This window comes from Pseudomonas sp. LS2P72, assembly GCF_054897865.1.
Genome location: NZ_CM142708.1, coordinates 1,578,462 through 1,604,756, shown reverse-complemented (window position 1 = coordinate 1,604,756; position 26,295 = coordinate 1,578,462). Strand labels below are relative to the sequence as shown.

Below are 26,295 nucleotides of genomic sequence, written 5' to 3'. Positions count from 1 at the left end.
CGCGTTATCGTTCATCGTCGGAACGCCGCCCGGAGCCGGCTCGCTCCCACATTGGTTTTGTGATCGACAATGACCCCTGTGGGAGCGAGCCTGCTCGCGATGAGGCCGGAAGCCTCAATACACGTCAGGACTTCTTGGCTTTCTCGTACAACGGCATCACCTTCGGAATCGCCGCCTGCAAGGCAGCAATACGACTGGCCGACGCCGGGTGAGTGCTCAAGAATTCTGGCGGTGCGCCATTCGAGGCTTTGCTCATCTTGTTCCACAGGGTGATCGCCGCGTTCGGGTTGTAACCGGCGCGGGCCGCCAGTTCGAGACCGATCAGGTCTGCCTCGTTTTCATTGCCGCGACTGTTGGGCAAGGTCATGCCGTATTTCGCCACGGTGTCCGCCAGCGCCAGGCCGCCCTGCCCCAGACCGAACAAGGCACCGGCGCCTTGCTTGGCCATTTCGATGCCGTAAGCCTTGGACATCGCTTCACGACCGTGCTCACGCAAGGCGTGAGCGATTTCATGGCCGATGATGGCGGCGATTTCGTCATCGGAGAGTTGCAGGGTGTCGATCAATCCGCTGTAGAAAATGATCTTGCCGCCAGGCCCGCAGGAGGCATTCAGCTCGTCGCTCTTGATCAGGTTGACTTCCCATCTCCACTGGGCCGAATCCGGACGGAAAATCGGCGCCTGGGCAATCAGGCGGTCGGAAATGATCTGGACACGTTTGGCCTCGTTACTGGTCTTGTCCAGCACGCCTTTGGTGTTCGCCTCGCCGATAGTCTTTTGATAGGACTGGGCATACATCTGGTTGACCTCGTCGGTCGACAGCATGCTGAACATGTACTGTTTACGCTCAACGCCCACCGCGCCACCGCTGGTGGTGTTGACCGACTGACAACCGCCGAGCAGCAAACCTGCGCTCAGTGCACACACAACCAATGTCTTGTTCATCAAAAAACTCCCTGAAAACATGCCGCGTATCCTAGGCGTGGAATTGTATCGACGCCAGATACAACAGAGGTGTAGACGCATATTTCAGATAAAGCTCTCATGGACGTAGGAAAAAATTCACATAACGGTGCCCACCGTGGTCGATAACGGCCCGCAGTGATTCGTTTGCGACATCAATCCCTCCAAAACAGCCATTTCGTCAACCTCCGCTCATGGCCATCGACACCCCTGCCGATACAGCACCGCAGACGTCCTCTTGCGTGCGGAGCACCCATGAAATTCAAGTCAATCCAGTTTTCCGTGGCGGCGCTCGCCGGCGCCATCGTTCTTAGTGTCGTGGCAGCCTTGGTGCTGTACGCGTTGTTTTCCGGCGCACGGACCCAAGACATGGTCCAGCAGCGGACCCAGGCACAATTCGAGCAAGTCATCGAACAACGCCTGACGTCACTGGCGCAAACCCAGGTCAGCCAGATCCAGCGCGAGCTCGAAGCGCCACTGCTGATTGCCGGCGGACTGGTGCGAGTCAACGCATTGATCGGCACACCGGGCGCCGATGGCCAGCCACAGTTGAACCTGAGCCGTGAGCAATTGATCAGCCTGATCAAGGAAAACGTCGCCAAGAACCCGAAAATTCTCGGCACCTACATCGGTTGGGAAAAAAACGCCCTTGATCACAACGATGCGGCCTACGTCGACACACAGGTTGTCGGCATCGACGCCAGCAACGGCCGTTTCCTGCCGTGGTGGTTCCGCAACGAAGACGGCAGCCTGGGCCTGGACAAACTGGTGGACGTCGACGACCAGAAAACCCTGTCCACCGGCGTACGCGCCAGCGAGTACTACCTGTGCTCGAAAGAAACCAAAAAATCCTGCGTGATCGATCCGGCGCCCTACAAGGTCGGCGACAAGATCGTCATGCTCGCCTCCTTTATAGAGCCGATCATGCTCAACGGGGCCTTCCAGGGCATCGTCGGCGCCGACCTGTCGGTGAACTTCATCCAGGAAATGCTCCTCGGCGCGAATCAGCAGTTGTACAGCGGCGCGGGTGAAATGGCCCTGATTGGCGGCAACGGCCGGATCGTTGCCTACACCAAGGACCCGAGCAAATTCGGCGAGAAGGTCAGCGACATCCTCGACAGCCAGCAGATCGCCAACATGGCCAATCTCAAGCGCGGCGAAGTCACCTACACCGTCGACAAGGCACAGGGCCGGATCGAGTTGTACCTGCCGTTCGGCATCGGCCAGACCGACGCTCGCTGGACCCTCATGCTGCAACTGCCGTTGAACGCGGTGATGGCCGATCTGCAAAAACTTCAGGGCGATCTGGACGCCCAGCGCAAGTCCGACACCTTCGGCATGGCCATGGTCGGTTTGTTGATTGCCGGTATCGGCTTGCTGGTGATCTGGCTGGTGGGCCACGGCATTGCCCGGCCACTGAAGCAGATGGTTACGATGCTCGACGACATCGCTCAGGGCGAAGGTGACCTGACTCGCCGTCTGACCAGCGACCGCGCCGACGAACTGGGCTCTATCGCCAAAGGCTTCAATACCTTCCTGGCCAAGTTGCAGGTGATGATCACCCAGGTGGTGACTTCGGTGCAGAGCGTCAGTGATTCGTCGGAACACACCGCCGACATCGCCATCCGCACCAACATCGGCGTGCACAAGCAAATGGCCGAGATTGATCAAGTCGCCACGGCGGTGCATGAAATGACCGCCACCGCCCAGGACGTGGCGCGCAACGCGACCCAGGCTGCGCAAGCCGCCAGCCATGCCGATCAGGCTGCGGCGCAGGGTATGCAAATCGTGCGCGATACGTCGAACTCGATTGGCGTGCTGGCGATAGAAATCGGCAAGGCTGTCGGTGTGGTGCAAACATTGGCCAAGGACAGCGAGAACATCAACGCCATCCTCACCGCCATTCGCGGGATCGCTGAGCAGACCAATCTGCTGGCCTTGAACGCCGCCATCGAAGCGGCCCGCGCTGGCGAACAGGGACGCGGTTTTGCGGTGGTAGCCGATGAAGTGCGCAACCTGGCGCAGAAGACTCAGAAAGCCACTGAAGAAATTCAGACCATGATTCAGCAACTGCAACAAGGCACGCGCGATGTGGTGCGGGTGATGGAGGACAGTCAGAACCGTACCGACGAAAGCGTGCAGCACGCGGCTAAAGCGGCCGAGGCGCTGGAGACGATTACTCAGGCAGTGTCGGTGATCAACGACATGAACACCCAGATTGCCAGTGCGGCTGAGGAACAGAGTGCGGTGGCTGACGACATCAACCGTAACGTGATCAACATCGGGCAAGTAGCCAATGAAGTGGCGGGCGGAGCGGATGAGTCGAGTGCGGCGAGTGCGGACCTGACCAAGCTGGCTGAGCAGCAGCGACGGTTGATTAATCAGTTCAAGGTCTGAAGAGCCCTCACCCTAACCCTCCCGAAACGTCGGACCGCCCGCAGGGAGAGGGGACTGACCGATGTGCTTAATAGAAATTTTGCGACCTTAAACGTCGCGCCGAACGCAGGTTTGAAATGCATGAAGATCGGCACCCTTTCCCCCTCTCCCCTGTGGGGCGGTCCGACGTTTCGGGAGGGCTGGGGTGAGGGGTCGATTTTGAACCTGACACATATTTGAAGACACTGGCGGATCATCAACCCGGGGTAAGACACTCCGGCCCATTAAGCTTCGGATCATTCACCAGATTCGCCAACACCCGCTCGCGCAACGCCGCGGGTTCACTGGCGAGCAATGCCTGCAAGGCATGCAATGGAGTCGCGGGATTGAGCCAGGCCTCCTGCCCTGCCGCATCGAGAATCAATGGCCGACGCTGACTCGCCGCTGGCTGCGTGATCACCGCTGTACTCAACCACACCTGTTCCTGCACCGGATACGCTTCCCAGATCGCCGCAAAGAACAGCGTCGAACCCTCCCCCGGCGTCAGCCAATACGGTCGCTTGCGGGTCGTGCCGCGCCATTCGTAAAAACCGTTGGCCGGCAGCAGGCAACGACGTTCGCGCAGGGCCTGGCGAAACATCGGTTGCTCGGCAACGGTTTCGGCCCGGGCATGGGCTGGTGTGCGGGACAAATCGGTCAGCCATGGCGGCGTCAACCCCCAACGCGCGCGGGCCAACTCACGCTGGCCATCGACACCTGCACGCAGCATCAACACCGAATCATTGGGAGAAATATTCCACTGGGCCTGCTGATCGGCGGGGAAGCCAGGCAGGGCCGCGAAGGCGGGGTTCCAGCGAAACAGGGCATAACGTCCACACATGGGGCAACACGACTCTAGATAAAACGAACGTCAGCCTAACAGACCAGCGTGCCGGGAAAACTCTCCGGTTCATCACCGGGCATCGGCAGCGCGGCATTGTACGCGGTGATCAACTCCCGGGCGTAATCGGCCTGGTCGTTATCGACCGATAAACCCAGCAGGCCGAAGATTGGCAATTCGCCGGTCCCGCCGATCAAATCGCGGCCCACCAGATGCGCTTCGACGCCCTCGCTGGCCAACATGCTTTGCAGCAACTCACCTTCCATGAGGTTTTCCGGCTCGTAGATTCGCTGCATGGGATGCCCCTTTCATTCGTTTTCGCTGAAAACTTCGAGATGCCATTCCTCACCGTGAACCTGCAAAACAAATGTTATTGGCCGGCAGCACACCTGGCAGTCTTCAATATAGGTCTGATCGCCCCCGGACAGATCCACAGACGTCTCAACCTCCTCACCACAATACGGACATTCATACAGCGCAGATTCCAGCATCGCGGTCTCCCAGGTGACTTGTGCGTATAATCGCCGGTCTATTTGCAGGGCTATTTTTGTCTGGCTGACTTTTCAGACCGTACCCCGTTGGATTTCGATCAAAACCTTTACTTACCCTAGCCGTTTCTAACAAGAGAGCATGATGGGCGAATTCGATGCCATCCGACCTTACAATGACAGCGAAGTCCCGGCAGTGCTGGACCGGCTGCTCGGTGACAAGGCGTTTCTAGATATCCTCATCCACTTCCGCTTCCCGCGTTTTGCCGGTGCTTTCGGCTGGATGCTCAAACCTCTTATAGCTCATCGGCTGCGCCGTGAGTTCGCCGGCGTTACATCGGTGGCCACGTTGCAGGACAAAGTCGAGATGTACGTCGATCACACCATCGAGCGAGCCACTGACGGTGTGACGTACACCGGCGTCGAGCAGTTCAGGTCCGGCAGCGCCTACCTGTTCATCGCCAACCATCGCGACATCGTAATGGACCCGGCCTTCGTCAACTACGCCGTGTACCACGCCGGCCTGCCGACGCCGCGCATCGCGATCGGCGACAACCTGCTGCAAAAGCCCTTCGTCAGCGATCTGATGCGCCTGAACAAGAGCTTCATCGTGCACCGTTCGATCGCCGGTCGACGCGAGAAGATGGCGGCGTATCAGCTGCTGTCGGCCTACATCAATCACTCGATCCGCAAGGATTGCGCGTCGATCTGGATCGCCCAGGCCGAAGGCCGGGCCAAGGACGGCGACGACCGCACCGAGTCGGCCATCCTCAAGATGTTCCACATGAGTCGCAAGGACGAGCCGTTCGGCGAAGTCATTCAGTCGTTGAACCTCACCCCGGTGTCGATCAGCTACGAATACGACCCGTGCGATCAAGCCAAGGCTCGCGAGCTGTTCATCCGCGCCACCACCGGCAGCTACACCAAAGTGCCGGGCGAGGACGATGTGAGCATTGCCAAGGGCATCACCGGCTACAAGGGCCGCGTGCATGTGAACTTCGCTTCGCCGATCACCGAGCTGTTCGACGACACCAAGCAATTGGCGATCGAGATGGACCGGCAGATCCTCGGCGGCTACCGCCTGTTCCCGGTGCACTACCTGGCCTATGCCCAGTGGAAAGATGCCGACCCGCAATTGCAGGTGCCGAAAGCCGCCGAGGTGTTTGCCGCCGACGAACTGGCCAAGGCTCAGGAGCAATGGCAACAGCGTCTGGACGCGTGCCCTGAGGAGCATCGTCCGTTCATGGTTCTGCAATACGCGACGCCGGTGCGCAATCAGTACCGGGTCAAGGCGGGGTTGCCGCTTTAAACCCGACAACGGCGCCTTCGGGCGCCGTTTCTATTTGTCTGACACAACATTTTCTGTGGCGAGGGGATTCATCCCCGTTCGGCTGCGCAGCAGTCGCAAATTCAGTTTGCGCGGTGTGAGTGACATACGTTAGGGACTGCTGCGCAGTCCAACGGGGATAAATCCCCTCGCCACAGTCAGACCCGTGTGCTGATCCACGACACCAGCAGTGCCAATCCCAGGCAGGCAAAACCGAATCGATAGAAAAACCGGTTGATGCGCAAGGTCGCGCCATCCAGCATCAACGTCGGTTCATCGATACGACGGTTCTGGCTTTGCGCTTGGAGAATGGCCAACGCGCGCTGTTCGCGGCGGCGAGTGGCATGCAGCATCCAGCCGCCCGGAAAGGCCAACAACAAGGCCAACAGGTTGATCAACTTGGCGGGATGGTTGGTAAACAGCGAAATCAAATGCAACGACATCACGAACCTCAGCAAAACAGGTGTGGCAGACGCCGAGCCGACGACCGCGGCGCGAATTCTACCGAAAGCCTCGCCTCCTGCCCTTGCTTTCCGACAATTAACGAACCATTTGACCGATTCCTGTCCTGTGTCACGGCGCCGTCATCTGAGTACGACAGTCTGGCGCCCCTCGAAACCGACACGGAAACCGTCATGCTGCACGCCGAAAACCAGGATCGCCTCTACCTCATCGCCCAAACCGACGAACAACAAAACCTCGTTGGCAGCCTCGCCTTCAACGTCCAGGACCGCCACTGGCTGGTGTATTGCGCATTGGGTGGGCATCAGCATGCGGATTTGCCGGAGACGGATTTGCTGACGGGCGTGAGTGTTCTGGATTTCTATTCGCAAGCGGCCTGACACAACACATTCCCTGTGGGAGCGAGCCTGCTCGCGAAGGCGTCGTGTCAGTCGACATTTACTTTGACTGACACTCCGCTTTCGCGAGCAGGCTCGCTCCCACAGTTGTTCGGTGGTGTACACCTGAATGAAAAAGCCCGGGGCCATTGCTGGCACCGGGCTTTTTTTGAATCCAGCGAATGTTTACTCGCCGAGAACCTGACCAATCGTCGGATCCTTGAACAGACGCGTCAACGCATCGCTCAGCACATCGCTGACCAGTTTGGTGTTGGTTTCCTGATTCGGCGCCATACCAAAACGCTGATCCAGGGACGCACCGTAACGACCGCTGTAACGACGATTGGCATTCTGCACATCGGAGCGGAATGTCGCGCCGATGGTCGCTTCGGTCACGTACATGCCTTCTTTAGGCGACTGATATTTCAGCTCGGCCAGGGTCACGGTTATTTGCGGTGCATTCGGTGCATTGTTGGTTGGCGTAAAACCCAGCAACCGCACGGCCGCTTCGGCTTGAGCCTGCAACTTCGGCAGAATCTGCGCGCCCTGCACGGTGATCGCGCTGGTCTCAGGGTACAGGCCACCACGGGTGCCCAAGGTCGGCGACGGACGACCGTCCACCACACGCACCACCACCGGTTGACCATGACCGACCGGTGCCAGCTGAGTCGTCAACTTGGGTTCAGGGTTCAGTTGTTGCGGGCTGTGGGCGCAGCCGACGAGGGTCAAACTGGTCACAGTGATCAAACCGAACAACAGGCGTTGCAACATGCTCTTCTCTCCAGAATCAGGCACAAACAGGCCCGCAGTATAGCGGTGGGCCACTGTGGGTAACTAGCACCTCACAGTGAATACTGAAATGTCTGACAAACCCTTGGGAAGCCGGTTCCTGTCACAGATCTGTCATCGCCCATACACTTGCACGTCACGGCTCGCTGGCAACCTTCACAGCAGGTCACCCACAAGGTACTTCGCCATGCGTTATCTCATCTCGCTGTTCGCGCCACGCCCGCTTCACCGCAGCTTCGCCCTGCTCGACCGCAACGGCCATTGCCAGGCTTTCAAACAGTGCAGCCTGCAGCCCATGGGCGATGGCTGGGTCGAAATCGAAGAAATCCGTCTCAACTGGTTACACCATCCCCTGCCGCCCAGCGCCCGTGTCAGCCAGCGCCAGCCACGTGCGCGGGCTCAACACTTGTTGACCACCTGACCGAACACCTAATAAAAGTCATTAAACACGACCATTTCCCTGCGTTTCTTCGCTACAATCTCCCCCCGATTATAAGGACGTCTCCTGATCGGGCCTCGCAGCATCGTCAATGCGCTTGTATTGACACCCCGCACCGCCCTGCAGAGAGCCGCCCACACAGATCGAGTGAAGCTGGCGCGCTTGCTGTTCCTTGAGCAAAACCCCCACTTTTCGCGAATCTGCAGAGCTGTCATTACGCTCGGTTACTGAGCTGTTTGCCCGTTTTGCCTGTCATGTATCCCATGGCGGCAATCCATCCGGGCACGGTGCCAGGCTGGGGCAGCCCTTTTTTGAGGTTCACGTCTTCAAAAGAGCGTGAAAAAACGGGTTTTCACAACTTCACAAGAGTGTGGCGAGCAAATGAATAGTTTTGCGTCTGAATATGCACCATTAGCGTCTGAAACAGCCCAACGACACAGGACCGAGTACGCCTCGAATACCGGATCCTGAAGCCTGTCCTCTACGGATTTGGTTGCACAAACGGATGTATCGACCATAAGTCGAATTGCCAGCCGCGCGTTGAAGTGAGTTCATGTAACTCTTTTAGACCCGGCCGGTAGCGTCCGTCGAAGTTGCGAAAAATTGCGAAGATTCGGACATGGCGTTACTGCCATGGGTACTTGGGGCATCACTGACACGCCCCTGAACACCTGGCAGCCATGCCGACAATTTGGTGCTGCAGATTTTGGAGACGCGTTAAATGGCGCATAACGAAGCAGTCGACGTAGTACTGGTTGGGGCCGGCATCATGAGTGCCACCCTCGCTGTACTGCTCAAAGAGCTCGACCCCGCGATCAAGCTGGAAGTCGTCGAGCTGATGGATTCCGGTGCCGCGGAGAGTTCGAACCCGTGGAACAACGCCGGTACCGGTCACGCCGGGCTGTGTGAGCTCAACTACACGCCGCAGGCCACCGACGGCACCGTCGACATCAAGAAAGCCGTGCACATCAACACCCAGTTCGAGGTGTCGAAGCAGTTCTGGTCCTACCTGACCCGGAAAAACACCTTCGGCTCGTGCAAGACGTTCATCAGCCCGGTGCCGCACCTGAGCTTCGTCCAGAGTGACGATGGCGTTTCCTTCCTGAAGGAACGCTTCAAGACGCTGAGCAAGCACCACGCCTTCTCGGATATGGAATACACCGAAGACAAGGCCACCATGGCCGAATGGATGCCGCTGATGATGCCTGGCCGGCCGGCCGACGAAGTCGTCGCCGCCACCCGCGTCATGAACGGCACCGACGTCAACTTCGGCGCCCTGACCAATCAACTGCTCAAGCACCTGACCAGCGCACCCGATGCCCAGGTCAAGTACTGCAAGCGCGTGACCGGCCTCAAGCGTAACGGCAGCGGCTGGACCGTCAGCATCAAGGACGTCAACAGCGGCAATTCCCGTGACGTCGACGCGAAATTCGTGTTCCTCGGAGCTGGCGGCGCAGCACTGCCGCTGCTGCAAGCTTCGGGCATCGAAGAAAGCAAAGGTTTTGGCGGCTTCCCGATCAGCGGCCAATGGCTGCGTTGCGACAACCCGGAAGTGGTCAAGCACCACCAGGCCAAGGTTTACAGCCAGGCGGCGGTGGGTTCGCCACCGATGTCGGTGCCGCACCTGGACACCCGTGTAGTCGATGGCAAGAAGTCCCTGCTGTTCGGACCTTACGCCGGTTTCACCACCAAGTTCCTCAAGCACGGCTCCTTCATGGACCTGCCGATGTCGGTTCGCGCCGGCAACATCGGCCCGATGCTGGCCGTGGCGAAAAACAACATGGACCTGACCAAGTACCTGGTCAGCGAAGTGATGCAGTCGATGGAGCAGCGCCTGGATTCCCTGCGTCGCTTCTACCCTGAAGCGAAAGCCGAAGACTGGCGCCTGGAAGTGGCCGGCCAACGGGTGCAGATCATCAAGAAAGACCCGAAAAAGGGCGGCATTCTGCAGTTCGGTACCGAACTGGTCGCGGCCAAGGACGGTACGCTTGCTGCCCTGCTCGGCGCTTCGCCAGGTGCATCGGTGACTGTTTCGATCATGCTTGAGCTGATCGAGAAGTGCTTCCCGAACAAAACTTCTGGCGAATGGGCCGCCAAGCTCGCGGAAATCTTCCCGGCCCGGGAAAAGGTTCTGGAAACCGACGCTGCGCTGTATCGCAAGATCAATGTGCAGAACAACGTCGCGCTGGAACTGGTTGAAGCCAGCAACGAGACCGAAAGCTACGCTTGATTCGGCCGCATAAAAAACGCCCCGTTCTCATTGAGAGCGGGGCGTTTTTTTGTGCGTTTCTGTAGGAGCACGCGGTGCGGCGATCCGACTTGCCGGCGATGGCGTCCTTGAGATCGCTATCGCGAGCAAGCTTTGCTCCTACAGGTTTGGGTTAACCGCGAGCCTTTTCGATCAGCTCGATGTACTCGGCCGCGTTGCGCTGATCCTTGATCAGGGCAACGAAGTCATTGCCGTGCTCATCCTTTCCGTCCAGATCCAGACCGGCTTCGACGAAGAACGTCAGAAAGCGCCCGAAGTCATCGATGCGCAGGCCGCGATAGGCCTTGATCAGTTTGTGCAGCGACGGCGACGTGGCGTCGACCGGTTCGAAATCGAGGAACAGCTTGATCTGCTCATCGCCGATCTCGTCACCAATCACTTGCTTCTTATCTTTACGCATTGCCGACTCCAGCTCGCAGACATTTCACGGGGCGGGCAGTTTACCCCTCCCTTGCCACCGGGCTCAACGCGGACGAACAGCGCCCGTGTGCAGATCGGCCCAGACATGGCCGTTGGCGTAGCTGAGGAACTGGCAATACACCGTGTCATTGCGCAACAAGTCGATCACCACCCGGTACTGAGCCATCGGGTAAAACAGCGTCAGGGTTTTGTTCTTGTCGTCGTAGATCGGCTTTTTCAGGCTTTTGCTTTCGCCATCGAAATTGACCAGCACCTGGTTGATGGTCGCGCCCTTGTTCAAGGATTTGCCCTTGAGACGGATCAGCAACGGTGAGGTCACCGGAATCGGCTGCTGGTTTGACTGGCGTTGACTGCCGACCACCACCGAGTACTCGGTGACCTGCAACAGCTGTTGCTGCTCGGGCTCCGCGTTACGCAGGGCCAGGTCATCCGGGGGCAGGAACTGCGCGTGCATCGGCGCAGGGGCGGCCGCCAGAGGCAGGCTGACGGTCAGCAACAGGGCGGCGCAGCTGCGGATCAAAAGGCTCATGACAGGCTCCGGAGGGCGGGGCCGAGCACTCTAGCATGGGCGCACAAAACGGATCTGTGAACACAGAACCATTGTGGGAGCGAGCCTGCTCGCGATAGCGTCGGCACATCCAACATAACGTTGTCAGATAGACCGCTATCGCGAGCAGGCTCGCTCCCACAGGGGATTTGACTGATTTTTTTACATGCCTTTAACAGCAAAAATCCCGTTGGCGTTACGCCAGTAGCCTTTGTAGTCCATGCCGTAACCGAAGATGTAACGGTCGATGCATGGCAGGCCGACGAAGTCGGCTTTCAGGTCCGGGCGAGCCTTGCGGTCGTGGTCCTTGTCGATCAGCACGGCGGTGTGCACAGCGCGGGCGCCAGCGTGTTTGCAGTAGTCGATGATCGCGCCCAGGGTGTGACCTTCGTCGAGGATGTCGTCGATGATCAGCACGTCACGGTCGAGGAACGACACTTCCGGCTTGGCTTTCCAGAACAGATCGCCGCCGCTGGTTTCGTTGCGATAACGGGTGGCGTGCAGGTAGGACGCTTCCAGCGGGAAGTTCAGATAGGTCAGCAGCTTGCCGGAGAAAATCAGCCCACCGTTCATCACGCAGAACACCACCGGATTGCTTTCAGCCAGCTGGTCGTTGATTTGTGCACCGACGCGGGCGATGGCCGCCTCGACTTCAGCTTCGGTGTACAGGCAGTCAGCCTCTCGCATGATTTGACGGATATGCTCGAGATCAGCGGACATGGCGCTCTCCAGGGGGTGGCTGTTCAGGAAAAGCGGGCAAAGGTACGCATCAAGCGAGGCCAGATCAAGCGTTTGTGGACTAACGTACTTCATGTCTATAGGACAACACCCTCGGATAGATTAATCTAGGCCGGTTTTTTTGCCCGCCGCCGGAGCCTTTCCCATGCCCATCCTCGAGATCCGCCATCCGCTGATCCGCCATAAACTCGGCCTTATGCGCCGCGCCGACATCAGCACGAAGAATTTCCGTGAGCTCGCTCAGGAAGTCGGTGCCCTGCTGACCTATGAAGCCACCAAAGACCTGCCGCTGGAAAGCTACGACATCGAAGGCTGGTGCGGCACGGTGTCGGTCGAAAAAATCGCCGGCAAAAAAATAACTGTAGTCCCGATCCTGCGCGCCGGTATCGGCATGCTCGAAGGCGTGCTGAGCCTGATCCCGGGCGCCAAAGTCAGCGCCGTCGGCGTGGCCCGCAACGAACAGACCCTGCAGGCCCACACCTACCTGGAAAAACTGGTTCCGGAAATCAACGAACGCCTGGCGATGATCATCGACCCGATGCTCGCCACCGGCAGTTCCATGGTCGCGACCATCGACCTGCTGAAAAAGGCCGGTTGCCGGGATATCCGCGCGATGGTGCTGGTGGCTGCCCCTGAAGGCATCGCCGCCGTAGAAAAGGCTCACCCGGACGTGACCATCTACACCGCGTCCATTGACGAGAAACTCAACGAACACGGTTACATCATTCCAGGCCTGGGCGATGCCGGTGACAAGATCTTCGGTACCAAGCAGAAGGACGCTTGAGCATGCAGCAAGAGTGCAACGATCCGCTCTGGCGCACGGTGTTGTCGGGTGCGCAGATGCTGTTCGTGGCCTTCGGCGCCCTGGTGTTGATGCCGCTGATTACCGGCCTCGACCCGAACGTGGCGCTGTTCACTGCTGGCCTGGGGACGATTCTGTTCCAGATCGTCACCAGGCGTCAGGTGCCGGTGTTCCTGGCATCGAGCTTTGCCTTCATCACCCCGATCATTCTCGCCAAAGGCCAGTTCGGCCTCGCGGCGACCATGGGCGGCGTGATGGCGGCGGGTTTCGTCTACACCTTCCTCGGCCTCGCCGTGAAGATCAAAGGCACCGGTTTCATTGACCGTCTGCTGCCGCCGGTGGTGATTGGCCCGGTGATCATCTCCATCGGCCTGGCCATGGCGCCAATCGCCGCCAACATGGCGATGGGCAAGGCTGGTGACGGCACCGAGCTGATTCATTATCAGACGGCGATGCTGATCTCGATGCCAGCGCTGCTGACCACCCTGATCGTCGCGGTGTTCGGTAAGGGCATTTTCCGCCTGGTGCCGATTATCTCCGGCGTGCTGGTGGGTTTTGCGATGGCGTTCTATTTCGGCGTCGTTGATACCGCGAAAATTGCCGCTGCACCGTGGTTTGCGATCCCGCACTTCACCGCGCCGGAATTCAACTGGCAGGCGATTCTGTTCATCGTTCCGGTGGCCCTGGCTCCAGCCATCGAGCACATCGGCGGCGTGATCGCGGTCGGTAGCGTGACCGGTCGCGATTACCTGAAGAAACCCGGCCTGCACCGCACCCTGCTCGGCGATGGCATTGCCACCACCGCCGCCGGCCTGTTTGGCGGCCCACCCAACACCACCTATGCCGAAGTGACGGGCGCGGTGATGCTGACCAAGAACTACAACCCGAAGATCATGACCTGGGCGGCGATTTTCGCCATCAGCCTGGCGTTCGTCGGCAAGTTCGGCGCGCTGCTGCAAAGCATTCCGGTACCGGTGATGGGCGGGATTCTGTGCCTGTTGTTCGGTTCGATCGCGGCGGTGGGCATGAACACGCTGATTCGCCACAAGATCGACCTGGGCGAAGCGCGCAATCTGGTGATTGTCTCGGTGACCCTGGTGTTCGGGATTGGCGGCGTACTGGTCGGCACCGGCACTGGGCCGGACGACTTCGGCCTCAAAGGCATCGCGCTGTGCGCGGTGACGGCGATTGCGCTGAACCTGCTGCTGCCGGGTAATGACAGCTGGAAGCACAAGAAGGCGGATGAGCCGGTGTTGTAAGGGTTTAAGCTCTTTGTTGTCAGTGCAATAGCTATCGCGAGCAGGCTCGCTCCCACATTTGATCGGTGTCGAACACAAAGTCTGTGTTCACCGAATATCTACTGTGGGAGCGAGCCTGCTCGCGATGCTTTTAAAGCGACAATGGCGCTCTTTCGCACAAGGCATTCAACGCCCGCGCCCACTGTGGATCGTCGTTGAGGCACGGCACCAGCACCAACTCCTCCCCTCCCGCTTCGCGGAACAGCTCTTTGCCGCGATCCCCGATCTCTTCCAGCGTCTCGATGCAATCGGCAACGAACGCCGGGCACATCACCAGCACTTTCTTCACGCCCATCCCCGCCAACTCATCAAGGCGCGCTTCGGTGTAGGGTTCGATCCATTTCGCTCGCCCCAAACGCGACTGGAACGACACCGACCACTTACCGTCCCGCAGCCCCAGTCGCTTGGCAAATTCGGAGGCAGTGCGCAGGCATTGGGCGCGGTAGCAGGTCGCCAATACTTCTGGCGAAGCGTTCCGGCAGCAATTATCGCTTTTGAAGCAATGGTGACCGGTAGGGTCGATCTTTGTCAGGTGCCGCTCGGGCAATCCGTGAAAGCTCAGCAGCAAGTGATCGTAATCCTGCTGCAAATGCGGCTTGGCACTGGCCACCAGCGCATCGAGGTATTCCGGTTGATCGTAGAACGGCTGGAGAATCGAAAACTGCACATCCAGCTGCTTATCGCGCACCACCCGCTTGGCCTCCTCGATCACGGTGGTCACGGTGCTGTCGGCGAATTGTGGATAGAGCGGCGCGATCGTGATCCTCTTGTGACCCTGAGCCGCCAGGCGCACCAACGTCGATTCAATCGACGGCTCACCGTAACGCATCGCCAGTTCCACCGGACCGTGGGTCCACTGGGCAGTCATGGCCTGTTGCAGGCGACGGCTGAGCACCACCAACGGCGAGCCCTCCTCCCACCAGATCGAGGCGTAGGCGTGAGCAGACTGCTCCGGGCGCTTGAATAGAATCAGCGACACCAGCAAACGTCGCACCGGCCATGGCAGGTCGATCACATACGGGTCCATCAGAAATTGATTGAGGTAACTGCGCACATCCGCCACGGAGGTGGAGGCCGGTGAGCCCAGATTGACCAGAAGCAATGCGTGATCAGTCATGCAACGTCCTATTTCAAAGGCGGCTGGAAAAGTCGTCCAGTGCCGCGCGCAAATCAGTGAACTGGAAAGTGAAACCCGCTTCCAGCAAGCGAGCCGGCACAGCCTTCTGGCCGCCCAGCAACAGCAATGACAATTCGCCCAGACACACCTTCAACGCAAGGGCCGGCATGGGCATGAACGTCGGGCGGTGCAGCACGCTGCCTAACGTCTTGGCAAACTCGCGGTTGCGCACCGGCTTGGGCGCGCAAGCATTATAAGGACCACTGGCGTCTTCCTGACGCAGAAGAAAATCAATCAGGGCGATTTGATCGTTGATATGGATCCACGGCATCCACTGCCGGCCATTGCCGATAGGCCCGCCCAGCCCCACTTTGAACGGCAGCAACAGCCGCGACAAAAAGCCGCCCTCGGCCGACAATACCAGCCCGGTGCGGATGAGAATGACACGAATGCCCAATGCCTCGGCACGCTGGGCCGTTTCCTCCCAGGCAATGCACAACTGGCTGGCGAAATCATCGATGACGGGCGGAGATTCTTCAGTCAGCTCCCGCTCGCCCCCGTCGCCGTACCAACCAATGGCAGAGCCCGAGATTAATACCTGAGGTTTTTGCGCGCGGCTTTCGAGCCAGGCCAGCAGGGTTTCGGTCAGCGTGATCCGGCTGCTCCAGAGCAGCGCTTTGCGTTTGGAGGTCCATGGCCGGTCGGCAATCGGTGCGCCCGCCAGATTGATAATGGCATCAACCGTTTCTTGTCCAAGGTCTTCGAACAGTGCAATTCCCCGCACCTGCGCACCGCAGATTTTTGCGACCTTTTCAGGTGTGCGGCTCAAGACAGTCAAACGATGTCCCTGACTCAACCAGTGTCGGCAGAGTTGACGTCCTATCAAACCAGTACCGCCGGTCAGCAATATGTGCATGACTTCTTCCTCGCGTGGCGTTTTACCTTGATCACTAGTCTATTTTTATAAGCAGGGATCTTTGGTATCGGGCAGGCTCTGTGTTTAACAATAGGCCAAGCTGTCAGAACGAGAACGCTAAAAGTTATACCAAAAAACAATATTGTACAGGTTTCAACCACGGCGTAGTCTGTACAGAAAGGTAAACGAGGCCCCTATGACTGTACCTATCGCAATCATCGGCACCGGCATCGCCGGACTCTCCGCCGCCCAGGCCCTGACAGAGGTCGGGCATGTCGTTCAACTTTTCGATAAAAGCCGCGGCAGTGGCGGACGCATGTCGAGCAAGCGCAGTGATGCGGGTGCTCTGGACTTGGGCGCGCAATATTTCACTGCCCGCGACCGTCGCTTCGTCACTGAAGTCCAGCGCTGGCAAGGCAACGGCTGGGTTGCCGAATGGATGCCGCAGCTCTACACCTTCCACGGTGGCCAGCTCAGCCTGTCGCCGGACGAACAGACGCGCTGGGTCGGCACGCCGCGCATGAGCGCCATCACCCGTGGCCTGCTCGGCGACCTGGAAGTGCATTTCGCCTGCCGCATCACCGAGGTCTATCGCGGCGAGGAGCACTGGCATCTGCAGGACGCCGAAGGCTTCACCCACGGCCCGTTCAGTCATGTGATTATCGCCACGCCGGCGCCTCAGGCGACTGCTCTGCTGGCCTCCGCGCCGAAACTCGCCGGTGCCGCCGCCGGGGTGAAAATGGACCCGACCTGGGCTGTCGCGCTGGCGTTCGAGACACCGTTGGATACGCCCATGGAAGGCTGCTTTGTACAGGACAGCCCGCTCGACTGGCTGGCTCGCAACCGCAGCAAACCCGGGCGCGATAACACCCTCGATACCTGGGTGCTGCATGCGACCAGTGCCTGGAGCCGGCAACATATCGACCTGTCCAAGGAAGCGGTGATCGAGCAATTGCACGGCGCGTTTGCCGAGCTGCTGCACGACGCCATGCCCGCCCCGACCTTCAGCCTCGCCCACCGCTGGCTCTACGCCCGGCCCGCCAGCAGCCACGAATGGGGAGCCTTGGCCGATGCCGATCTGGGCCTCTATGTGTGTGGCGACTGGTGCTTGTCCGGTCGTGTCGAAGGCGCCTGGCTCAGCGGTCAGGAAGCCGCCCGCCGCTTGCATGCGCATCTGCAGTGATCCGTATCGATCCGGTAGGAGGCCGACAGTAAAAACCTATACAAACAATTTGACTTGTACACCTTTGAATCTATGATGAAGTTATGTTGTACAGACCGAGCCGTCTGTACAGGTTTAGATTCGAGGTGCTCCGATGCCCCACGTCACCATGAAACCGAAGATCGCCATCAGCGCCTGCCTGATGGGCGCAGAAGTGCGTTACAACGGCGGGCACAAGGCGTCGCGGCTGTGCAGTCGCACCCTCACTGATTATTTCGATTTCATCCCGGTCTGTCCGGAAGTCGCCATCGGTCTCGGCATCCCCCGTGAACCGATCCGCCTGGTGGGCGATCCACAACATCCAGAAGCCATCGGTACCGTTAACCCAACGCTCAATGTCACCCGGACGCTGGCCGAGTACGGTCAGAAGATGGCCGCGGAACTGGGTGACATCTGTGGCTACATCTTCATGCAGAAATCCCCGTCATGCGGCCTCGATCGGGTCAAGGTCTACCACGCCAACGGTACCCCGGTGGACGGTGGTGGCCGTGGCATCTACGCCCAGGCATTCTGCGCGCGGCATCCGGATTTACCGGTGGAAGAAGACGGCCGACTCAACGACCCGGTGCTGCGCGAAAACTTCCTCACCCGCGTATTCGCCTATAGCGCCTGGCAGCAATTGCTGCGCGATGGCCTGACACGCCGTGGCCTCACGGACTTTCACTCGCGCTACAAATACCTGCTGATGGCCCACAACCCCGTGCAATACAAAACTCTGGGCAACCTGCTGGGAAACATGGGCCAGACCGACCCGAACGAGCTCGGTCCACGCTATTTCAGCGAGCTGATGGCGGCCTTGAAAAAATGCGCCACACGCCGCACCCACACCAACGTCCTGCAACACATCAGTGGCTATCTCAAACAGACAATCAGCCCTGAAGACAAACTGGAAGTGCAGCACGTCATCGGCCAATACCGCCACGGTATCGTGCCGTTGGTGGTGCCGTTGACGCTGCTCAAACACTACTTCCGTCAACACCCGGATCCCTACATTGCGCAACAGGTTTACCTGCAACCGCATCCGGAAAATCTCAGCCTGCGCAACGCGATCTAATGACAATCCAATGAAAAGCCCACTCGACACCAGCGCCAGCGAAGACCTCGGCGCCGACTTCAAGAAAGCCCTCGACGAAGGCTGGCTGCCGATCCGTGAGGTCGCGCGGCAGACCGGCGTCAACGCCGTCACCTTGCGAGCCTGGGAGCGGCGTTATGGCTTGATCGTGCCGCAACGCACGCCCAAGGGGCATCGGCTGTTCTCTGCCGAACACGTTCAACGCATCCTGACGATTCTCACCTGGCTCAACCGTGGCGTGGCCGTCAGCCAGGTCAAGCAACTGCTCGACACCCCGCAGGCCTTTACCGAATCCGTCGAAAACGATTGGCAAGTGATGCGTCATACGCTGCTGCAAGCGGTCACTCAACTGAACGAACGCACCCTCGATGACACCGTCAATCAGGCCATGGCGTTGTATCCACCACGAACCTTGTGCGCACAACTGCTGATGCCATTGCTGGCTGAACTGGAGCAACGCTGGCAAGGCCAGTTCGGCGCGCAGATGGAGCGGGTGTTTTTTTACTCCTGGCTACGCAGCAAATTTGGCGCACGCATCTACCATAACAACCGTCAGTTACGCACCGCGCCACTGTTGTTGATCAATCAATCGGACCTGCCACTGGAACCTCACCTGTGGCTGACCGCCTGGCTGATCAGCAGCGCCGATTGCCCGGTGGAGGTGTTCGACTGGCCACTCCCCGCCGGCGAACTCGCGCTGGCGGTCGATCATCTGCAAGCCCGCGGCATACTGCTGTATTCCAGCAAAGCCATGAACCTTTCGCAGCTGCCGAAACTTTTGAATGGTGTCAGTTGCCCAAAAATGATTGCCGGCCCCACGGTTTGCATCCACCACGCCGAGTTGTCCGCACGAACGTTCAAGATTACTGATTTGTTCCTGGCTGAAGATCCGTTAGCGGCGCATCAGGGCCTGATTCAGCGTGGACTAATTTAATGAAACGTACGGACACCACCATGCAATTGATCTGGTTGCGCAACGACTTGCGCCTACATGACAACACCGCCCTTTCGGCCGCCGCTGCTCGCGGCCCGACTGTGGCGGTGTATCTGCTGAGCCCGGAGCAATGGCTGGAGCACGATGACGCGCCGTGCAAAGTGGATTTCTGGTTGCGCAATCTTGGCGAGTTGAGCCGTACGCTGGGCGAACTGAATATTCCTTTGCTGATCCGCACGGCATCACGCTGGGATGAAGCGCCGAAGGTGCTGCTCGAACTGTGTCAGCTATTGAAGATTGGCGCGGTGCACCTCAACGAAGAGTACGGCGTTCATGAAAGCCGTCGTGATGACGCCGTGGCCGAGTCGCTCAAGGCCCATGGCATCGATTTCTATAGCTACCTCGATCAACTGCTGTTCAAACCGGGCAGCGTGCTGACCAAGACCGGCACTTACTTTCAAGTCTTCAGCCAGTTCCGCAAAGTCTGCTACGACCGTCTGCGTGCGTCGTTACCAGGGCTGGTCGTCGCACCCGCGGTTCAGGTGCCACTTGCTATGCGCAGCGACAAAATCCCATCAAGCGTTGAAGGTTTCAAAACGCCGCGCCACAGTTTGCGCACACTCTGGCCGGCCGGTGAAGCCGAAGCCCGGCGCCGTCTCAACACCTTCACCGACGCCCAGATCGACTATTACAAAAACGAGCGAGACTTCCCGGCCAAACCGGGCACCAGTCAGCTCTCGGCTTATCTCGCCGCCGGGGTGATTTCCCCTCGCCAATGCCTGCACGCCGCCCTGCAAAGCAATCAAGGGGAATTCGAAAGCGGTAAGGTCGGCGCGGTGACCTGGATTAACGAACTGCTGTGGCGCGAGTTTTACAAACACATTCTGGTGGGCTACCCACGGGTCTCGCGTCACCGTGCTTTCCGCCCGGAAACTGAAGCCCTGGCCTGGCGCGACGCCCCGGAAGAACTGCTGGCGTGGCAAGAAGCCCGCACCGGCCTACCGATCATCGACGCGGCCATGCGCCAATTGCTCGAAACCGGTTGGATGCACAACCGACTGCGCATGGTCGTGGCGATGTTCCTGACCAAAAACCTGCTGATTGACTGGCGTGAAGGCGAGCGCTTTTTCATGCGGCACCTGATCGACGGCGATCTCGCGGCGAACAACGGCGGATGGCAATGGAGCTCGTCCACCGGCACCGACTCGGCGCCCTACTTCCGGATTTTCAATCCGTTGAGCCAGTCTGAAAAATTCGACAGCGAAGGCGTATTCATCAAGCACTGGCTGCCGGAACTGGCCGGGCTGAACAAAAAGGAAGTGCACAACCCGGCCAACCTTGGTGGATTGTTCGGCGTGGCAGATTATCCGTCGCCAATCGTCAACCTAAGCACCTCGCGCCAACGGGCACTGGCCGCGTTCAAGAACCTGCCAACACGACAACAGGCCGGAGGACACGATGAGTGATTTCCTGCGCCGTTTTGCCCAACAGTTTGCAGCCTTGGACAAGGACTGCCTGCAACACCTCAATCAGCTCTACACCCACGACGTGCACTTCACCGATCCTCTGCACGAAGTTCAGGGCCTGGTGCAAATGCGCAGCTACTTCAATGAGCTCTACGCCAACGTCAGCGATCTGCACTTCGACTTTCATGGCTTCGACCAGATCAGTGAAGGCGAGGGCTATTTGCGCTGGGTCATGAGTTATCGCCATCCGCGCCTGGCCAGCGGTCAGTTGATTCGGGTCGATGGCTGCTCGCACCTGCTCTGGCGCGATAAGGTTTATCGCCACCGGGATTACTTCGATGCCGGGGCGCTGCTTTACGAACATGTACCCGTATTAGGTCGGGCGATTGCCTGGCTGAAAAGGAGAATGGGATGAGTTTTACACCTCCACGGCGATATTGGTTAACCGGCGCCAGCAGCGGCATTGGCGCCTCGCTGGCCGAAGAAATACTGAAAACCGGCGCCCACGTCGCCGTCAGTTCGCGCTCGGCGGCGGTGCTGAAAGTCTTGTCGCTACGTTATCCGGGGCAAGTGCTGGTGGTGCCCGGTGACTTGACCAACAGCCAGACAGTCCGCGAAATCGGCGCGCAAATTGCCGAAGACTGGGGATCCCTGGACACGGTGATTCTCAACGCAGGCACCTGCGAATATGTTGACGTTCACCAATTCGATTCCTCGATTGTCGAGCATGTGGTGCGCACCAATTTGCTCGCCAGCGCGTACTGCATCGAGGCGGCCTTACCGTTGCTGCGCAAGGGTACCGCGCCACACTTGGTGGGCGTCGCCAGTTCGGTGACGTACTTGCCGCTACCCCGCGCCGAAGCCTATGGCGCGTCAAAGGCCGGGCTGCGCTACTTGTTCGAATCGTTGCGCATTGATCTGGCGCCGGAAGGCATTGAAGTCACCGTGGTCAGCCCGGGGTTTGTCGAGACACCGTTGACGGCGAAGAACGATTTCCCGATGCCGCTCAGTTGGCCTGTGGATAAAGCTGCGAAGCACATTTTCGCCAAACTCAAAAACCGCCCACTGGAGATCGCGTTTCCCGGCCTGTTCATGGCCGCGCTCTGGCCGCTGTCTAAAATGCCCAACAGCGTGAAACTGGCCATCGGCAAGCGCATGGTGCGTAGCAGTCCGCCGATCAAGGATGTCCCTTGAACATCGCCATCATCGGCAGCGGGATCTCGGGGCTGACCAGCGCCTACCTGCTCAATCGCAGGCACGAGATCACCCTGTTCGAAGTCAGCGACTGGGTCGGTGGTCACACCCACACGGTGGACGTGACTGTCGATGGCCAGCGCTATGCAGTGGACACCGGTTTTATTGTGTTCAACGACTGGACCTACCCCAATTTCATTCGCCTACTGGGCCAGCTCGGCGTGGGCTTCAAACCCACCGAGATGAGTTTCTCGGTCACCGACCCGGATTCGGGCCTCGAGTACAACGGCAACAACCTCAACAGCCTGTTCGCCCAACGTCGCAACCTGATGTCGCCAGGGTTCTGGGGCATGTTGCGCGACATCCTGCGGTTCAACAAAGAAGCCCAGCGCGATCTCGAAGAACAACGGATCGCCGCCGACACTACCCTCGATCAATACCTCAAGGCCGGCGGCTACGGCGAGCGCTTTATCCTGCATTACATCGTGCCGATGGGCGCGGCGATCTGGTCGATGTCCATGGCCGACATGCTCGGTTTCCCGTTGCAGTTCTTCATCCGGTTTTTCAAGAATCACGGCTTGCTGTCCGTCAGCAATCGTCCGCAATGGAGTGTGATCGAGGGTGGTTCAAGCGCTTATGTCGCACCTCTGACCGCGTCTTTTAAAGACAAGATCCGCCTCAATTGCCCGGTGACCCGCGTTGAACGCGATGAAGACGGCGTCGTTATCCACAGCGCCGCCGGCAGCGAGCGTTTCGACAAAGTGGTGTTCGCCTGCCACAGCGATCAGGCCCTCAAACTGCTGGCCAAACCGAGCAGCGCCGAACAGTCGATCCTTGGCGCCCTGCCCTACGCCGACAACGAAGTGGTGTTGCACACCGACACGCGCTTGCTGCCGGTGCGAAAGCTTGCCTGGGCCAGTTGGAATTATCGCCTCGGTGGTCCCGGTCACACGCTGGCCGCCGTCACTTACGACATGAACATTTTGCAAGGCATCCAGAGCGACACCACGTTTTGCGTCAGCCTCAATCAGAGTGCAGGCATCAGCCCGAACAAAGTGCTCGCCAAATTCACCTATGCCCATCCGCAATACAGCTTGGCTGCCGTCGCCGCGCAGGCACGCTGGGATGAATTGGACGGCGCGCAGCACACTTGGTTTTGCGGCGCTTATTGGGCCAGTGGTTTCCATGAAGACGGTGTGGTCAGTGCGCTGCGGGTTGCTCGCTCACTGGGAGAAGAGTTGTGAACAGCGCCCTTTACAGCGGCTGGATCGCCCATCGGCGGTTTGCCCCGCGGCGCCATGAATTCCGTTACCGGATCGGTCTGCTGTACCTGGACCTCGACGAACAGGACGCGGTGCTTGGCTTGTCGCCGCTGTCGGGCACCAGCCGTTTCGCGCCGTTCTCGTTTCGCGAAACCGATTACTTGAAAGCCTTCACTGACAGTGGCATGCGCTTGATCGACGCGGTACGTCAGCAGGTCGCCGAAGTAATCGGCCATGTGCCAAACGGCTCGATCTGCCTCCTGACCCAAGCCCGCAGTTGGGGCCTGTCGTTCAACCCGGTGAGTTTTTTCTACTGCCATGAGGCCGACGGCCAACTGGCGGCGATTCTCTGCGAAGTCACCAATACGCCGTGGCGCGAGCGTTACCACTACGTGTTACCGGCCAAGGCACCGACGAACGTGCAGGACTTCCACCAGCATTTCGCCGTGGCAAAGGCGTTTCATGTCTCGCCGTTTCTGCCGCGCGATATTGAATACCGCATGAGCTTCAGCCCCGCAGCGCAAAAACTCGGCGTGCACATGGCGGATTGGCAAGGCGAACTGAAACTGTTCGACGCCACACTCAACCTGCACCGCGAAGCCCTCACCCGCGCCAGCCTGCACCGTTACTTGCGGCGCTTTCCGTGGATGACCGCGAAAACCTGTCTGGCGATTTATTGGCAGGCCGTGCGCTTGCTACTGAAACGCGCACCGATATTTGCTCATCCGGCTGCCGATGGCAGATTTCAGACCACCATTGTTCCCCCCAAGGATCGCCGCCATGAAATCCTCTAGCGTCTCGGCCAAAACCAACCTGTTAAGTACCAACGGCCTGACCGGATCGTTGCTGCGCCGTGGTGTGTTGCGGCAGATGGCGCAGCTCAAACACGGGCAACTGGTGGTCTTCGAGGACGGCGAACGGCACGCCTTCGGTACCGCCGGCAGCCATCCGGTGGGCGAAATCCATATTCTCGACGCCGCGGCCTGGGGACTGGTGGCGAGTAACGGCTCGATTGGCGCGGGCGAAGCGTTTATCCACGGCTACTGGAGTTCGCCGGATTTGACGGCAGTGGTGCGTGTCTTCGTCAGCAACCTTGACGTGCTGGATGCACTGGAAGGTGGACTGGCAAAACTGAGCCGCCCGTTCGTGCAGAGCCTGCACTGGCTCAATCGCAACACACGCAAGGGCTCGCAGAAAAACATCGCGGCACATTACGACCTCGGCAATGACTTGTTCGAGCAGTTTCTCGACCCGACCATGATGTATTCCGCCGCGCAGTTCCTCACCCCTGAAGACACCCTGGAACAGGCGCAACTGAACAAGCTCGAACGTATCTGCCAGAAACTCGCGCTGCAACCCAGCGATCACCTGCTGGAAATCGGCACCGGCTGGGGCAGCATGGCGCTTTACGCCGCCCAGAATTACGGCTGCAAAGTCACCACCACCACGCTGTCGAAAGAGCAGTACGCCTTTACCGCGCAACGGATCGAAGCCCTGGGTTTGCAAGACCAGGTCACACTGCTGCTGTCCGATTATCGCGACCTGACCGGGCAGTACGACAAACTGGTGTCGATCGAGATGATCGAAGCGGTTGGTCATCGCTTCCTGCCGACCTACTTCAAGCAATGCGCGCAGCTGCTAAAGAGTAACGGCTTGATGCTTTTGCAAGCGATCACCATCCGCGAGCAGCGCTACGAACAAGCCAAGAGCAATGTCGATTTCATTCAGCATTACATCTTCCCCGGCGGCGCCCTGCCCTGCGTGCAGAAAATGCTGGAGATTGTCAGCCGTGACACCGACATGAACCTACTGCACATGGAGGATTTCGGCCTGCACTACGCGCGAACCTTGCGCCTGTGGCATGAGAATTTTCGCCGCGCCCACGGTCGCTTGAGCGAAATGGGCTACGACGACTATTTCCTCCGGCTGTGGGAGTTTTATCTGTGCTACTGCGAAGGTGGTTTCCTGGAACGCACCATCGGCACGGCGCAATTGCTGCTGGCCAAACCCGCCGCGATGCCGAGGCCGCTGCTAGGCCGATTCAATGCTTGAACGATGGGTAAATGCCGCGCTGTTTCAGGTCGGCTGGTTTGCCTGCGTGATCGGAGGCAGTGGTCCGTGGTTGCTGGTGGCGTTGGCGGTGCTGGTGATTCATCTGTTGTGGATAAGTCGCTGGGCTGATGAAGGCCGACTGATCCTCAGCGTGGTGCTGCTGGGAACGATGGTCGACAGTTCGTTGCGCTGGCTGGGGGTGTTCGACTTCAACGATGTCGCGCCGCTGATTCCGATGTGGCTGATGCTGTTGTGGGCGTTGCTGGCAACCACCTTGCGACATTGCCTGCAATGGACCGCCAATCCCTGGTGGCTCGGCAGCCTACTAGGCGCCGTCGGTGGACCGTTGTCGTATTACGCGGGAGGACAATTGGCCGGGGTGCAATTTCCCTATGGACAATGGCCGACACTGATCGGCATCGGATTACTGTGGGCGCTGCTGTTTCCCACGCTGCATTTCATGGCTCAGCGGCTGGCGTCCGATACGCACAGCTGAGCGTCCGTCAGGCCTTTCACACAGCCCCGGCTCACTGCCTTACACTGCGAGCCATGAAAACCATTCCCCACACACAAATCGCCGAACCGGTGGTCACTTGCTCGACCTGCGCAGCTTGCTGCTGCCAGCTCGAAGTCATGCTGATCACCGACACGGGCGTGCCCGAACGTTTTATCGATACTGATGACTGGGGTGGGGAAGTCATGTTGCGTCTGGATGACGGTTGGTGTGCTGCGCTGGATCGCAACACGATGATGTGCACCATCTACGAAAAACGCCCGCTGATCTGCCGGGAGTTCGAGATGGGCGCACCGGAATGCATCGACGAACGCCAAGGAATTACCACGGCGTATCGGTGATCGAGAAAACACCGCAGATCTAATGTGGAAGC

Annotated in this window: 29 protein-coding genes and 1 pseudogene; 19 read left to right on the top strand and 11 right to left on the bottom strand. The window is 59.1% G+C overall.

Annotated features, from left to right (window positions below; translation table 11 throughout):
* Positions 1-124: 124 nt before the first annotated feature.
* Positions 125-943: a M48 family metallopeptidase gene (locus ACYZUA_RS07425; RefSeq protein WP_461962591.1), complete on the bottom strand. Its 819-nt coding sequence runs from the start codon at positions 941-943 to the stop codon at positions 125-127.
* A gap of 273 nt (positions 944-1,216) precedes the next feature.
* Here ACYZUA_RS07425 and ACYZUA_RS07420 point away from each other — a divergent pair.
* A pseudogene (locus ACYZUA_RS07420) lies at positions 1,217-2,452 on the top strand (cache domain-containing protein); the annotation flags it as partial.
* 63 nt (positions 2,453-2,515) lie between these two features.
* The gene (locus ACYZUA_RS07415) at positions 2,516-3,358 is read left to right on the top strand and encodes a methyl-accepting chemotaxis protein (protein ID WP_370695251.1); all 843 of its coding nucleotides are present in this window, start codon (positions 2,516-2,518) and stop codon (positions 3,356-3,358) included.
* 235 nt (positions 3,359-3,593) lie between these two features.
* On the opposite strand, the gene ACYZUA_RS07410 is transcribed toward ACYZUA_RS07415, so the two are convergent.
* From ACYZUA_RS07410 to ACYZUA_RS07400, 3 genes are read right to left on the bottom strand one after another with little or no spacing between them, the layout of a single operon-like run.
* Positions 3,594-4,217, bottom strand: a complete 624-nt coding sequence (locus ACYZUA_RS07410; protein ID WP_461962590.1) for an SOS response-associated peptidase — start codon at positions 4,215-4,217, stop codon at positions 3,594-3,596.
* A 35-nt stretch (positions 4,218-4,252) separates the two neighbouring features.
* Entirely contained in the window at positions 4,253-4,513 is a 261-nt protein-coding gene (locus tag ACYZUA_RS07405; protein WP_461962589.1) for a putative signal transducing protein, read from the bottom strand.
* A gap of 12 nt (positions 4,514-4,525) precedes the next feature.
* Entirely contained in the window at positions 4,526-4,708 is a 183-nt protein-coding gene (locus ACYZUA_RS07400) for a CPXCG motif-containing cysteine-rich protein (protein WP_461962588.1), read from the bottom strand.
* Positions 4,709-4,850: 142 nt separating this feature from the next.
* Here ACYZUA_RS07400 and ACYZUA_RS07395 point away from each other — a divergent pair, with 142 nt between their 5' ends.
* Positions 4,851-6,014, top strand: coding sequence for a 1-acyl-sn-glycerol-3-phosphate acyltransferase (locus tag ACYZUA_RS07395; RefSeq protein WP_283189093.1), 1,164 nt, complete (start codon positions 4,851-4,853; stop codon positions 6,012-6,014).
* Positions 6,015-6,190: 176 nt separating this feature from the next.
* Here the strand turns inward: ACYZUA_RS07395 and ACYZUA_RS07390 are convergent, their stop codons facing one another.
* Entirely contained in the window at positions 6,191-6,475 is a 285-nt protein-coding gene (locus ACYZUA_RS07390; protein ID WP_461962587.1) for a hypothetical protein, read from the bottom strand.
* Between the two features lie 192 nt (positions 6,476-6,667).
* Between ACYZUA_RS07390 and ACYZUA_RS07385 the strand changes: the two genes are divergently transcribed.
* Positions 6,668-6,874 (top strand): hypothetical protein, encoded by a 207-nt coding sequence (locus ACYZUA_RS07385; protein ID WP_461962586.1) that lies wholly within the window; start codon positions 6,668-6,670, stop codon positions 6,872-6,874.
* 183 nt (positions 6,875-7,057) lie between these two features.
* Here ACYZUA_RS07385 and ACYZUA_RS07380 read toward each other — a convergent pair whose 3' ends face one another.
* A complete protein-coding gene (locus tag ACYZUA_RS07380; RefSeq protein ID WP_309677343.1) occupies positions 7,058-7,642 on the bottom strand; it encodes a YajG family lipoprotein in 585 nt (194 codons plus the stop codon).
* Positions 7,643-7,847: 205 nt separating this feature from the next.
* Here ACYZUA_RS07380 and ACYZUA_RS07375 point away from each other — a divergent pair, with 205 nt between their 5' ends.
* A complete protein-coding gene (locus ACYZUA_RS07375; protein WP_461962585.1) occupies positions 7,848-8,081 on the top strand; it encodes a hypothetical protein in 234 nt (77 codons plus the stop codon).
* Positions 8,082-8,820: 739 nt separating this feature from the next.
* A complete protein-coding gene (gene mqo, locus ACYZUA_RS07370; protein ID WP_461962584.1) occupies positions 8,821-10,329 on the top strand; it encodes a malate dehydrogenase (quinone) in 1,509 nt (502 codons plus the stop codon).
* A gap of 151 nt (positions 10,330-10,480) precedes the next feature.
* Here the strand turns inward: mqo and ACYZUA_RS07365 are convergent, their stop codons facing one another.
* The 3 genes from ACYZUA_RS07365 to ACYZUA_RS07355 form a co-directional block, all read right to left on the bottom strand.
* Positions 10,481-10,768, bottom strand: a complete 288-nt coding sequence (locus tag ACYZUA_RS07365) for a PA4642 family protein (protein ID WP_008153397.1) — start codon at positions 10,766-10,768, stop codon at positions 10,481-10,483.
* Positions 10,769-10,831: 63 nt separating this feature from the next.
* Positions 10,832-11,317, bottom strand: coding sequence for a hypothetical protein (locus ACYZUA_RS07360; RefSeq protein WP_461962583.1), 486 nt, complete (start codon positions 11,315-11,317; stop codon positions 10,832-10,834).
* 180 nt (positions 11,318-11,497) lie between these two features.
* The gene (locus ACYZUA_RS07355; RefSeq protein ID WP_046048293.1) at positions 11,498-12,055 is read right to left on the bottom strand and encodes a hypoxanthine-guanine phosphoribosyltransferase; all 558 of its coding nucleotides are present in this window, start codon (positions 12,053-12,055) and stop codon (positions 11,498-11,500) included.
* Positions 12,056-12,218: 163 nt separating this feature from the next.
* On the opposite strand from ACYZUA_RS07355, the gene upp reads away from it, so the two are divergent.
* Complete coding sequence (gene upp, locus ACYZUA_RS07350) at positions 12,219-12,857, top strand: uracil phosphoribosyltransferase (RefSeq protein WP_008025893.1); 639 nt, start codon at positions 12,219-12,221, stop codon at positions 12,855-12,857.
* Between the two features lie 2 nt (positions 12,858-12,859).
* Positions 12,860-14,134, top strand: coding sequence for a uracil-xanthine permease family protein (locus tag ACYZUA_RS07345; RefSeq protein WP_461962582.1), 1,275 nt, complete (start codon positions 12,860-12,862; stop codon positions 14,132-14,134).
* Between the two features lie 130 nt (positions 14,135-14,264).
* On the opposite strand, the gene hemH is transcribed toward ACYZUA_RS07345, so the two are convergent.
* Both hemH and ACYZUA_RS07335 read right to left on the bottom strand, forming a co-directional pair.
* Positions 14,265-15,290 carry a ferrochelatase gene (hemH, locus tag ACYZUA_RS07340; RefSeq protein WP_461962581.1) on the bottom strand — a complete coding sequence of 342 codons (1,026 nt, stop codon included), beginning with the start codon at positions 15,288-15,290 and terminating at the stop codon, positions 14,265-14,267.
* A gap of 13 nt (positions 15,291-15,303) precedes the next feature.
* On the bottom strand, positions 15,304-16,206 hold the full coding sequence (locus tag ACYZUA_RS07335) for a TIGR01777 family oxidoreductase (RefSeq protein ID WP_461962580.1): 903 nt from the start codon (positions 16,204-16,206) through the stop codon (positions 15,304-15,306).
* A gap of 196 nt (positions 16,207-16,402) precedes the next feature.
* On the opposite strand from ACYZUA_RS07335, the gene ACYZUA_RS07330 reads away from it, so the two are divergent.
* The 11 genes from ACYZUA_RS07330 (at position 16,403) to ACYZUA_RS07280 (ending at position 26,263) form a co-directional block, all read left to right on the top strand.
* Positions 16,403-17,389: an NAD(P)/FAD-dependent oxidoreductase gene (locus ACYZUA_RS07330; RefSeq protein ID WP_461962579.1), complete on the top strand. Its 987-nt coding sequence runs from the start codon at positions 16,403-16,405 to the stop codon at positions 17,387-17,389.
* Between the two features lie 133 nt (positions 17,390-17,522).
* Positions 17,523-18,482: a YbgA family protein gene (locus tag ACYZUA_RS07325; RefSeq protein WP_461962578.1), complete on the top strand. Its 960-nt coding sequence runs from the start codon at positions 17,523-17,525 to the stop codon at positions 18,480-18,482.
* A gap of 10 nt (positions 18,483-18,492) precedes the next feature.
* On the top strand, positions 18,493-19,434 hold the full coding sequence (locus ACYZUA_RS07320; RefSeq protein WP_461962577.1) for a MerR family transcriptional regulator: 942 nt from the start codon (positions 18,493-18,495) through the stop codon (positions 19,432-19,434).
* A gap of 20 nt (positions 19,435-19,454) precedes the next feature.
* Positions 19,455-20,900 carry a deoxyribodipyrimidine photo-lyase gene (gene phrB, locus ACYZUA_RS07315; protein WP_461963902.1) on the top strand — a complete coding sequence of 482 codons (1,446 nt, stop codon included), beginning with the start codon at positions 19,455-19,457 and terminating at the stop codon, positions 20,898-20,900.
* A complete protein-coding gene (locus ACYZUA_RS07310) occupies positions 20,893-21,315 on the top strand; it encodes a nuclear transport factor 2 family protein (protein ID WP_283181641.1) in 423 nt (140 codons plus the stop codon). The genes phrB and ACYZUA_RS07310 overlap by 8 nt, the downstream gene beginning before the upstream one ends.
* Entirely contained in the window at positions 21,312-22,094 is a 783-nt protein-coding gene (locus ACYZUA_RS07305; protein WP_283189097.1) for an SDR family NAD(P)-dependent oxidoreductase, read from the top strand. Before ACYZUA_RS07310 ends, ACYZUA_RS07305 begins: the two co-directional genes overlap by 4 nt.
* The gene (locus ACYZUA_RS07300; protein ID WP_283189098.1) at positions 22,091-23,338 is read left to right on the top strand and encodes an NAD(P)/FAD-dependent oxidoreductase; all 1,248 of its coding nucleotides are present in this window, start codon (positions 22,091-22,093) and stop codon (positions 23,336-23,338) included. Before ACYZUA_RS07305 ends, ACYZUA_RS07300 begins: the two co-directional genes overlap by 4 nt.
* Positions 23,335-24,150, top strand: coding sequence for a DUF1365 domain-containing protein (locus ACYZUA_RS07295; protein WP_461962576.1), 816 nt, complete (start codon positions 23,335-23,337; stop codon positions 24,148-24,150). The genes ACYZUA_RS07300 and ACYZUA_RS07295 overlap by 4 nt, the downstream gene beginning before the upstream one ends.
* A complete protein-coding gene (locus ACYZUA_RS07290) occupies positions 24,137-25,408 on the top strand; it encodes a class I SAM-dependent methyltransferase (protein ID WP_461962575.1) in 1,272 nt (423 codons plus the stop codon). Before ACYZUA_RS07295 ends, ACYZUA_RS07290 begins: the two co-directional genes overlap by 14 nt.
* Entirely contained in the window at positions 25,401-25,904 is a 504-nt protein-coding gene (locus tag ACYZUA_RS07285; protein ID WP_461962574.1) for a DUF2878 domain-containing protein, read from the top strand. Before ACYZUA_RS07290 ends, ACYZUA_RS07285 begins: the two co-directional genes overlap by 8 nt.
* Before the next feature lie 53 nt (positions 25,905-25,957).
* The gene (locus tag ACYZUA_RS07280; protein WP_282378837.1) at positions 25,958-26,263 is read left to right on the top strand and encodes a YkgJ family cysteine cluster protein; all 306 of its coding nucleotides are present in this window, start codon (positions 25,958-25,960) and stop codon (positions 26,261-26,263) included.
* Positions 26,264-26,295 lie beyond the last annotated feature (32 nt).

Coding starts and splice junctions, on each gene's coding strand:
- ACYZUA_RS07425 (WP_461962591.1), bottom strand. CDS start 943: ATGAACAAGACATTGGTTGTGTGTGCACTGAGCGCAGGTTTGCTGCTC.
- ACYZUA_RS07415 (WP_370695251.1), top strand. CDS start 2,516: ATGATCACCCAGGTGGTGACTTCGGTGCAGAGCGTCAGTGATTCGTCG.
- ACYZUA_RS07410 (WP_461962590.1), bottom strand. CDS start 4,217: ATGTGTGGACGTTATGCCCTGTTTCGCTGGAACCCCGCCTTCGCGGCC.
- ACYZUA_RS07405 (WP_461962589.1), bottom strand. CDS start 4,513: ATGCAGCGAATCTACGAGCCGGAAAACCTCATGGAAGGTGAGTTGCTG.
- ACYZUA_RS07400 (WP_461962588.1), bottom strand. CDS start 4,708: ATGCTGGAATCTGCGCTGTATGAATGTCCGTATTGTGGTGAGGAGGTT.
- ACYZUA_RS07395 (WP_283189093.1), top strand. CDS start 4,851: ATGGGCGAATTCGATGCCATCCGACCTTACAATGACAGCGAAGTCCCG.
- ACYZUA_RS07390 (WP_461962587.1), bottom strand. CDS start 6,475: ATGTCGTTGCATTTGATTTCGCTGTTTACCAACCATCCCGCCAAGTTG.
- ACYZUA_RS07385 (WP_461962586.1), top strand. CDS start 6,668: ATGCTGCACGCCGAAAACCAGGATCGCCTCTACCTCATCGCCCAAACC.
- ACYZUA_RS07380 (WP_309677343.1), bottom strand. CDS start 7,642: ATGTTGCAACGCCTGTTGTTCGGTTTGATCACTGTGACCAGTTTGACC.
- ACYZUA_RS07375 (WP_461962585.1), top strand. CDS start 7,848: ATGCGTTATCTCATCTCGCTGTTCGCGCCACGCCCGCTTCACCGCAGC.
- mqo (WP_461962584.1), top strand. CDS start 8,821: ATGGCGCATAACGAAGCAGTCGACGTAGTACTGGTTGGGGCCGGCATC.
- ACYZUA_RS07365 (WP_008153397.1), bottom strand. CDS start 10,768: ATGCGTAAAGATAAGAAGCAAGTGATTGGTGACGAGATCGGCGATGAG.
- ACYZUA_RS07360 (WP_461962583.1), bottom strand. CDS start 11,317: ATGAGCCTTTTGATCCGCAGCTGCGCCGCCCTGTTGCTGACCGTCAGC.
- ACYZUA_RS07355 (WP_046048293.1), bottom strand. CDS start 12,055: ATGTCCGCTGATCTCGAGCATATCCGTCAAATCATGCGAGAGGCTGAC.
- upp (WP_008025893.1), top strand. CDS start 12,219: ATGCCCATCCTCGAGATCCGCCATCCGCTGATCCGCCATAAACTCGGC.
- ACYZUA_RS07345 (WP_461962582.1), top strand. CDS start 12,860: ATGCAGCAAGAGTGCAACGATCCGCTCTGGCGCACGGTGTTGTCGGGT.
- hemH (WP_461962581.1), bottom strand. CDS start 15,290: ATGACTGATCACGCATTGCTTCTGGTCAATCTGGGCTCACCGGCCTCC.
- ACYZUA_RS07335 (WP_461962580.1), bottom strand. CDS start 16,206: ATGCACATATTGCTGACCGGCGGTACTGGTTTGATAGGACGTCAACTC.
- ACYZUA_RS07330 (WP_461962579.1), top strand. CDS start 16,403: ATGACTGTACCTATCGCAATCATCGGCACCGGCATCGCCGGACTCTCC.
- ACYZUA_RS07325 (WP_461962578.1), top strand. CDS start 17,523: ATGCCCCACGTCACCATGAAACCGAAGATCGCCATCAGCGCCTGCCTG.
- ACYZUA_RS07320 (WP_461962577.1), top strand. CDS start 18,493: ATGAAAAGCCCACTCGACACCAGCGCCAGCGAAGACCTCGGCGCCGAC.
- phrB (WP_461963902.1), top strand. CDS start 19,455: ATGCAATTGATCTGGTTGCGCAACGACTTGCGCCTACATGACAACACC.
- ACYZUA_RS07310 (WP_283181641.1), top strand. CDS start 20,893: ATGAGTGATTTCCTGCGCCGTTTTGCCCAACAGTTTGCAGCCTTGGAC.
- ACYZUA_RS07305 (WP_283189097.1), top strand. CDS start 21,312: ATGAGTTTTACACCTCCACGGCGATATTGGTTAACCGGCGCCAGCAGC.
- ACYZUA_RS07290 (WP_461962575.1), top strand. CDS start 24,137: ATGAAATCCTCTAGCGTCTCGGCCAAAACCAACCTGTTAAGTACCAAC.
- ACYZUA_RS07285 (WP_461962574.1), top strand. CDS start 25,401: ATGCTTGAACGATGGGTAAATGCCGCGCTGTTTCAGGTCGGCTGGTTT.
- ACYZUA_RS07280 (WP_282378837.1), top strand. CDS start 25,958: ATGAAAACCATTCCCCACACACAAATCGCCGAACCGGTGGTCACTTGC.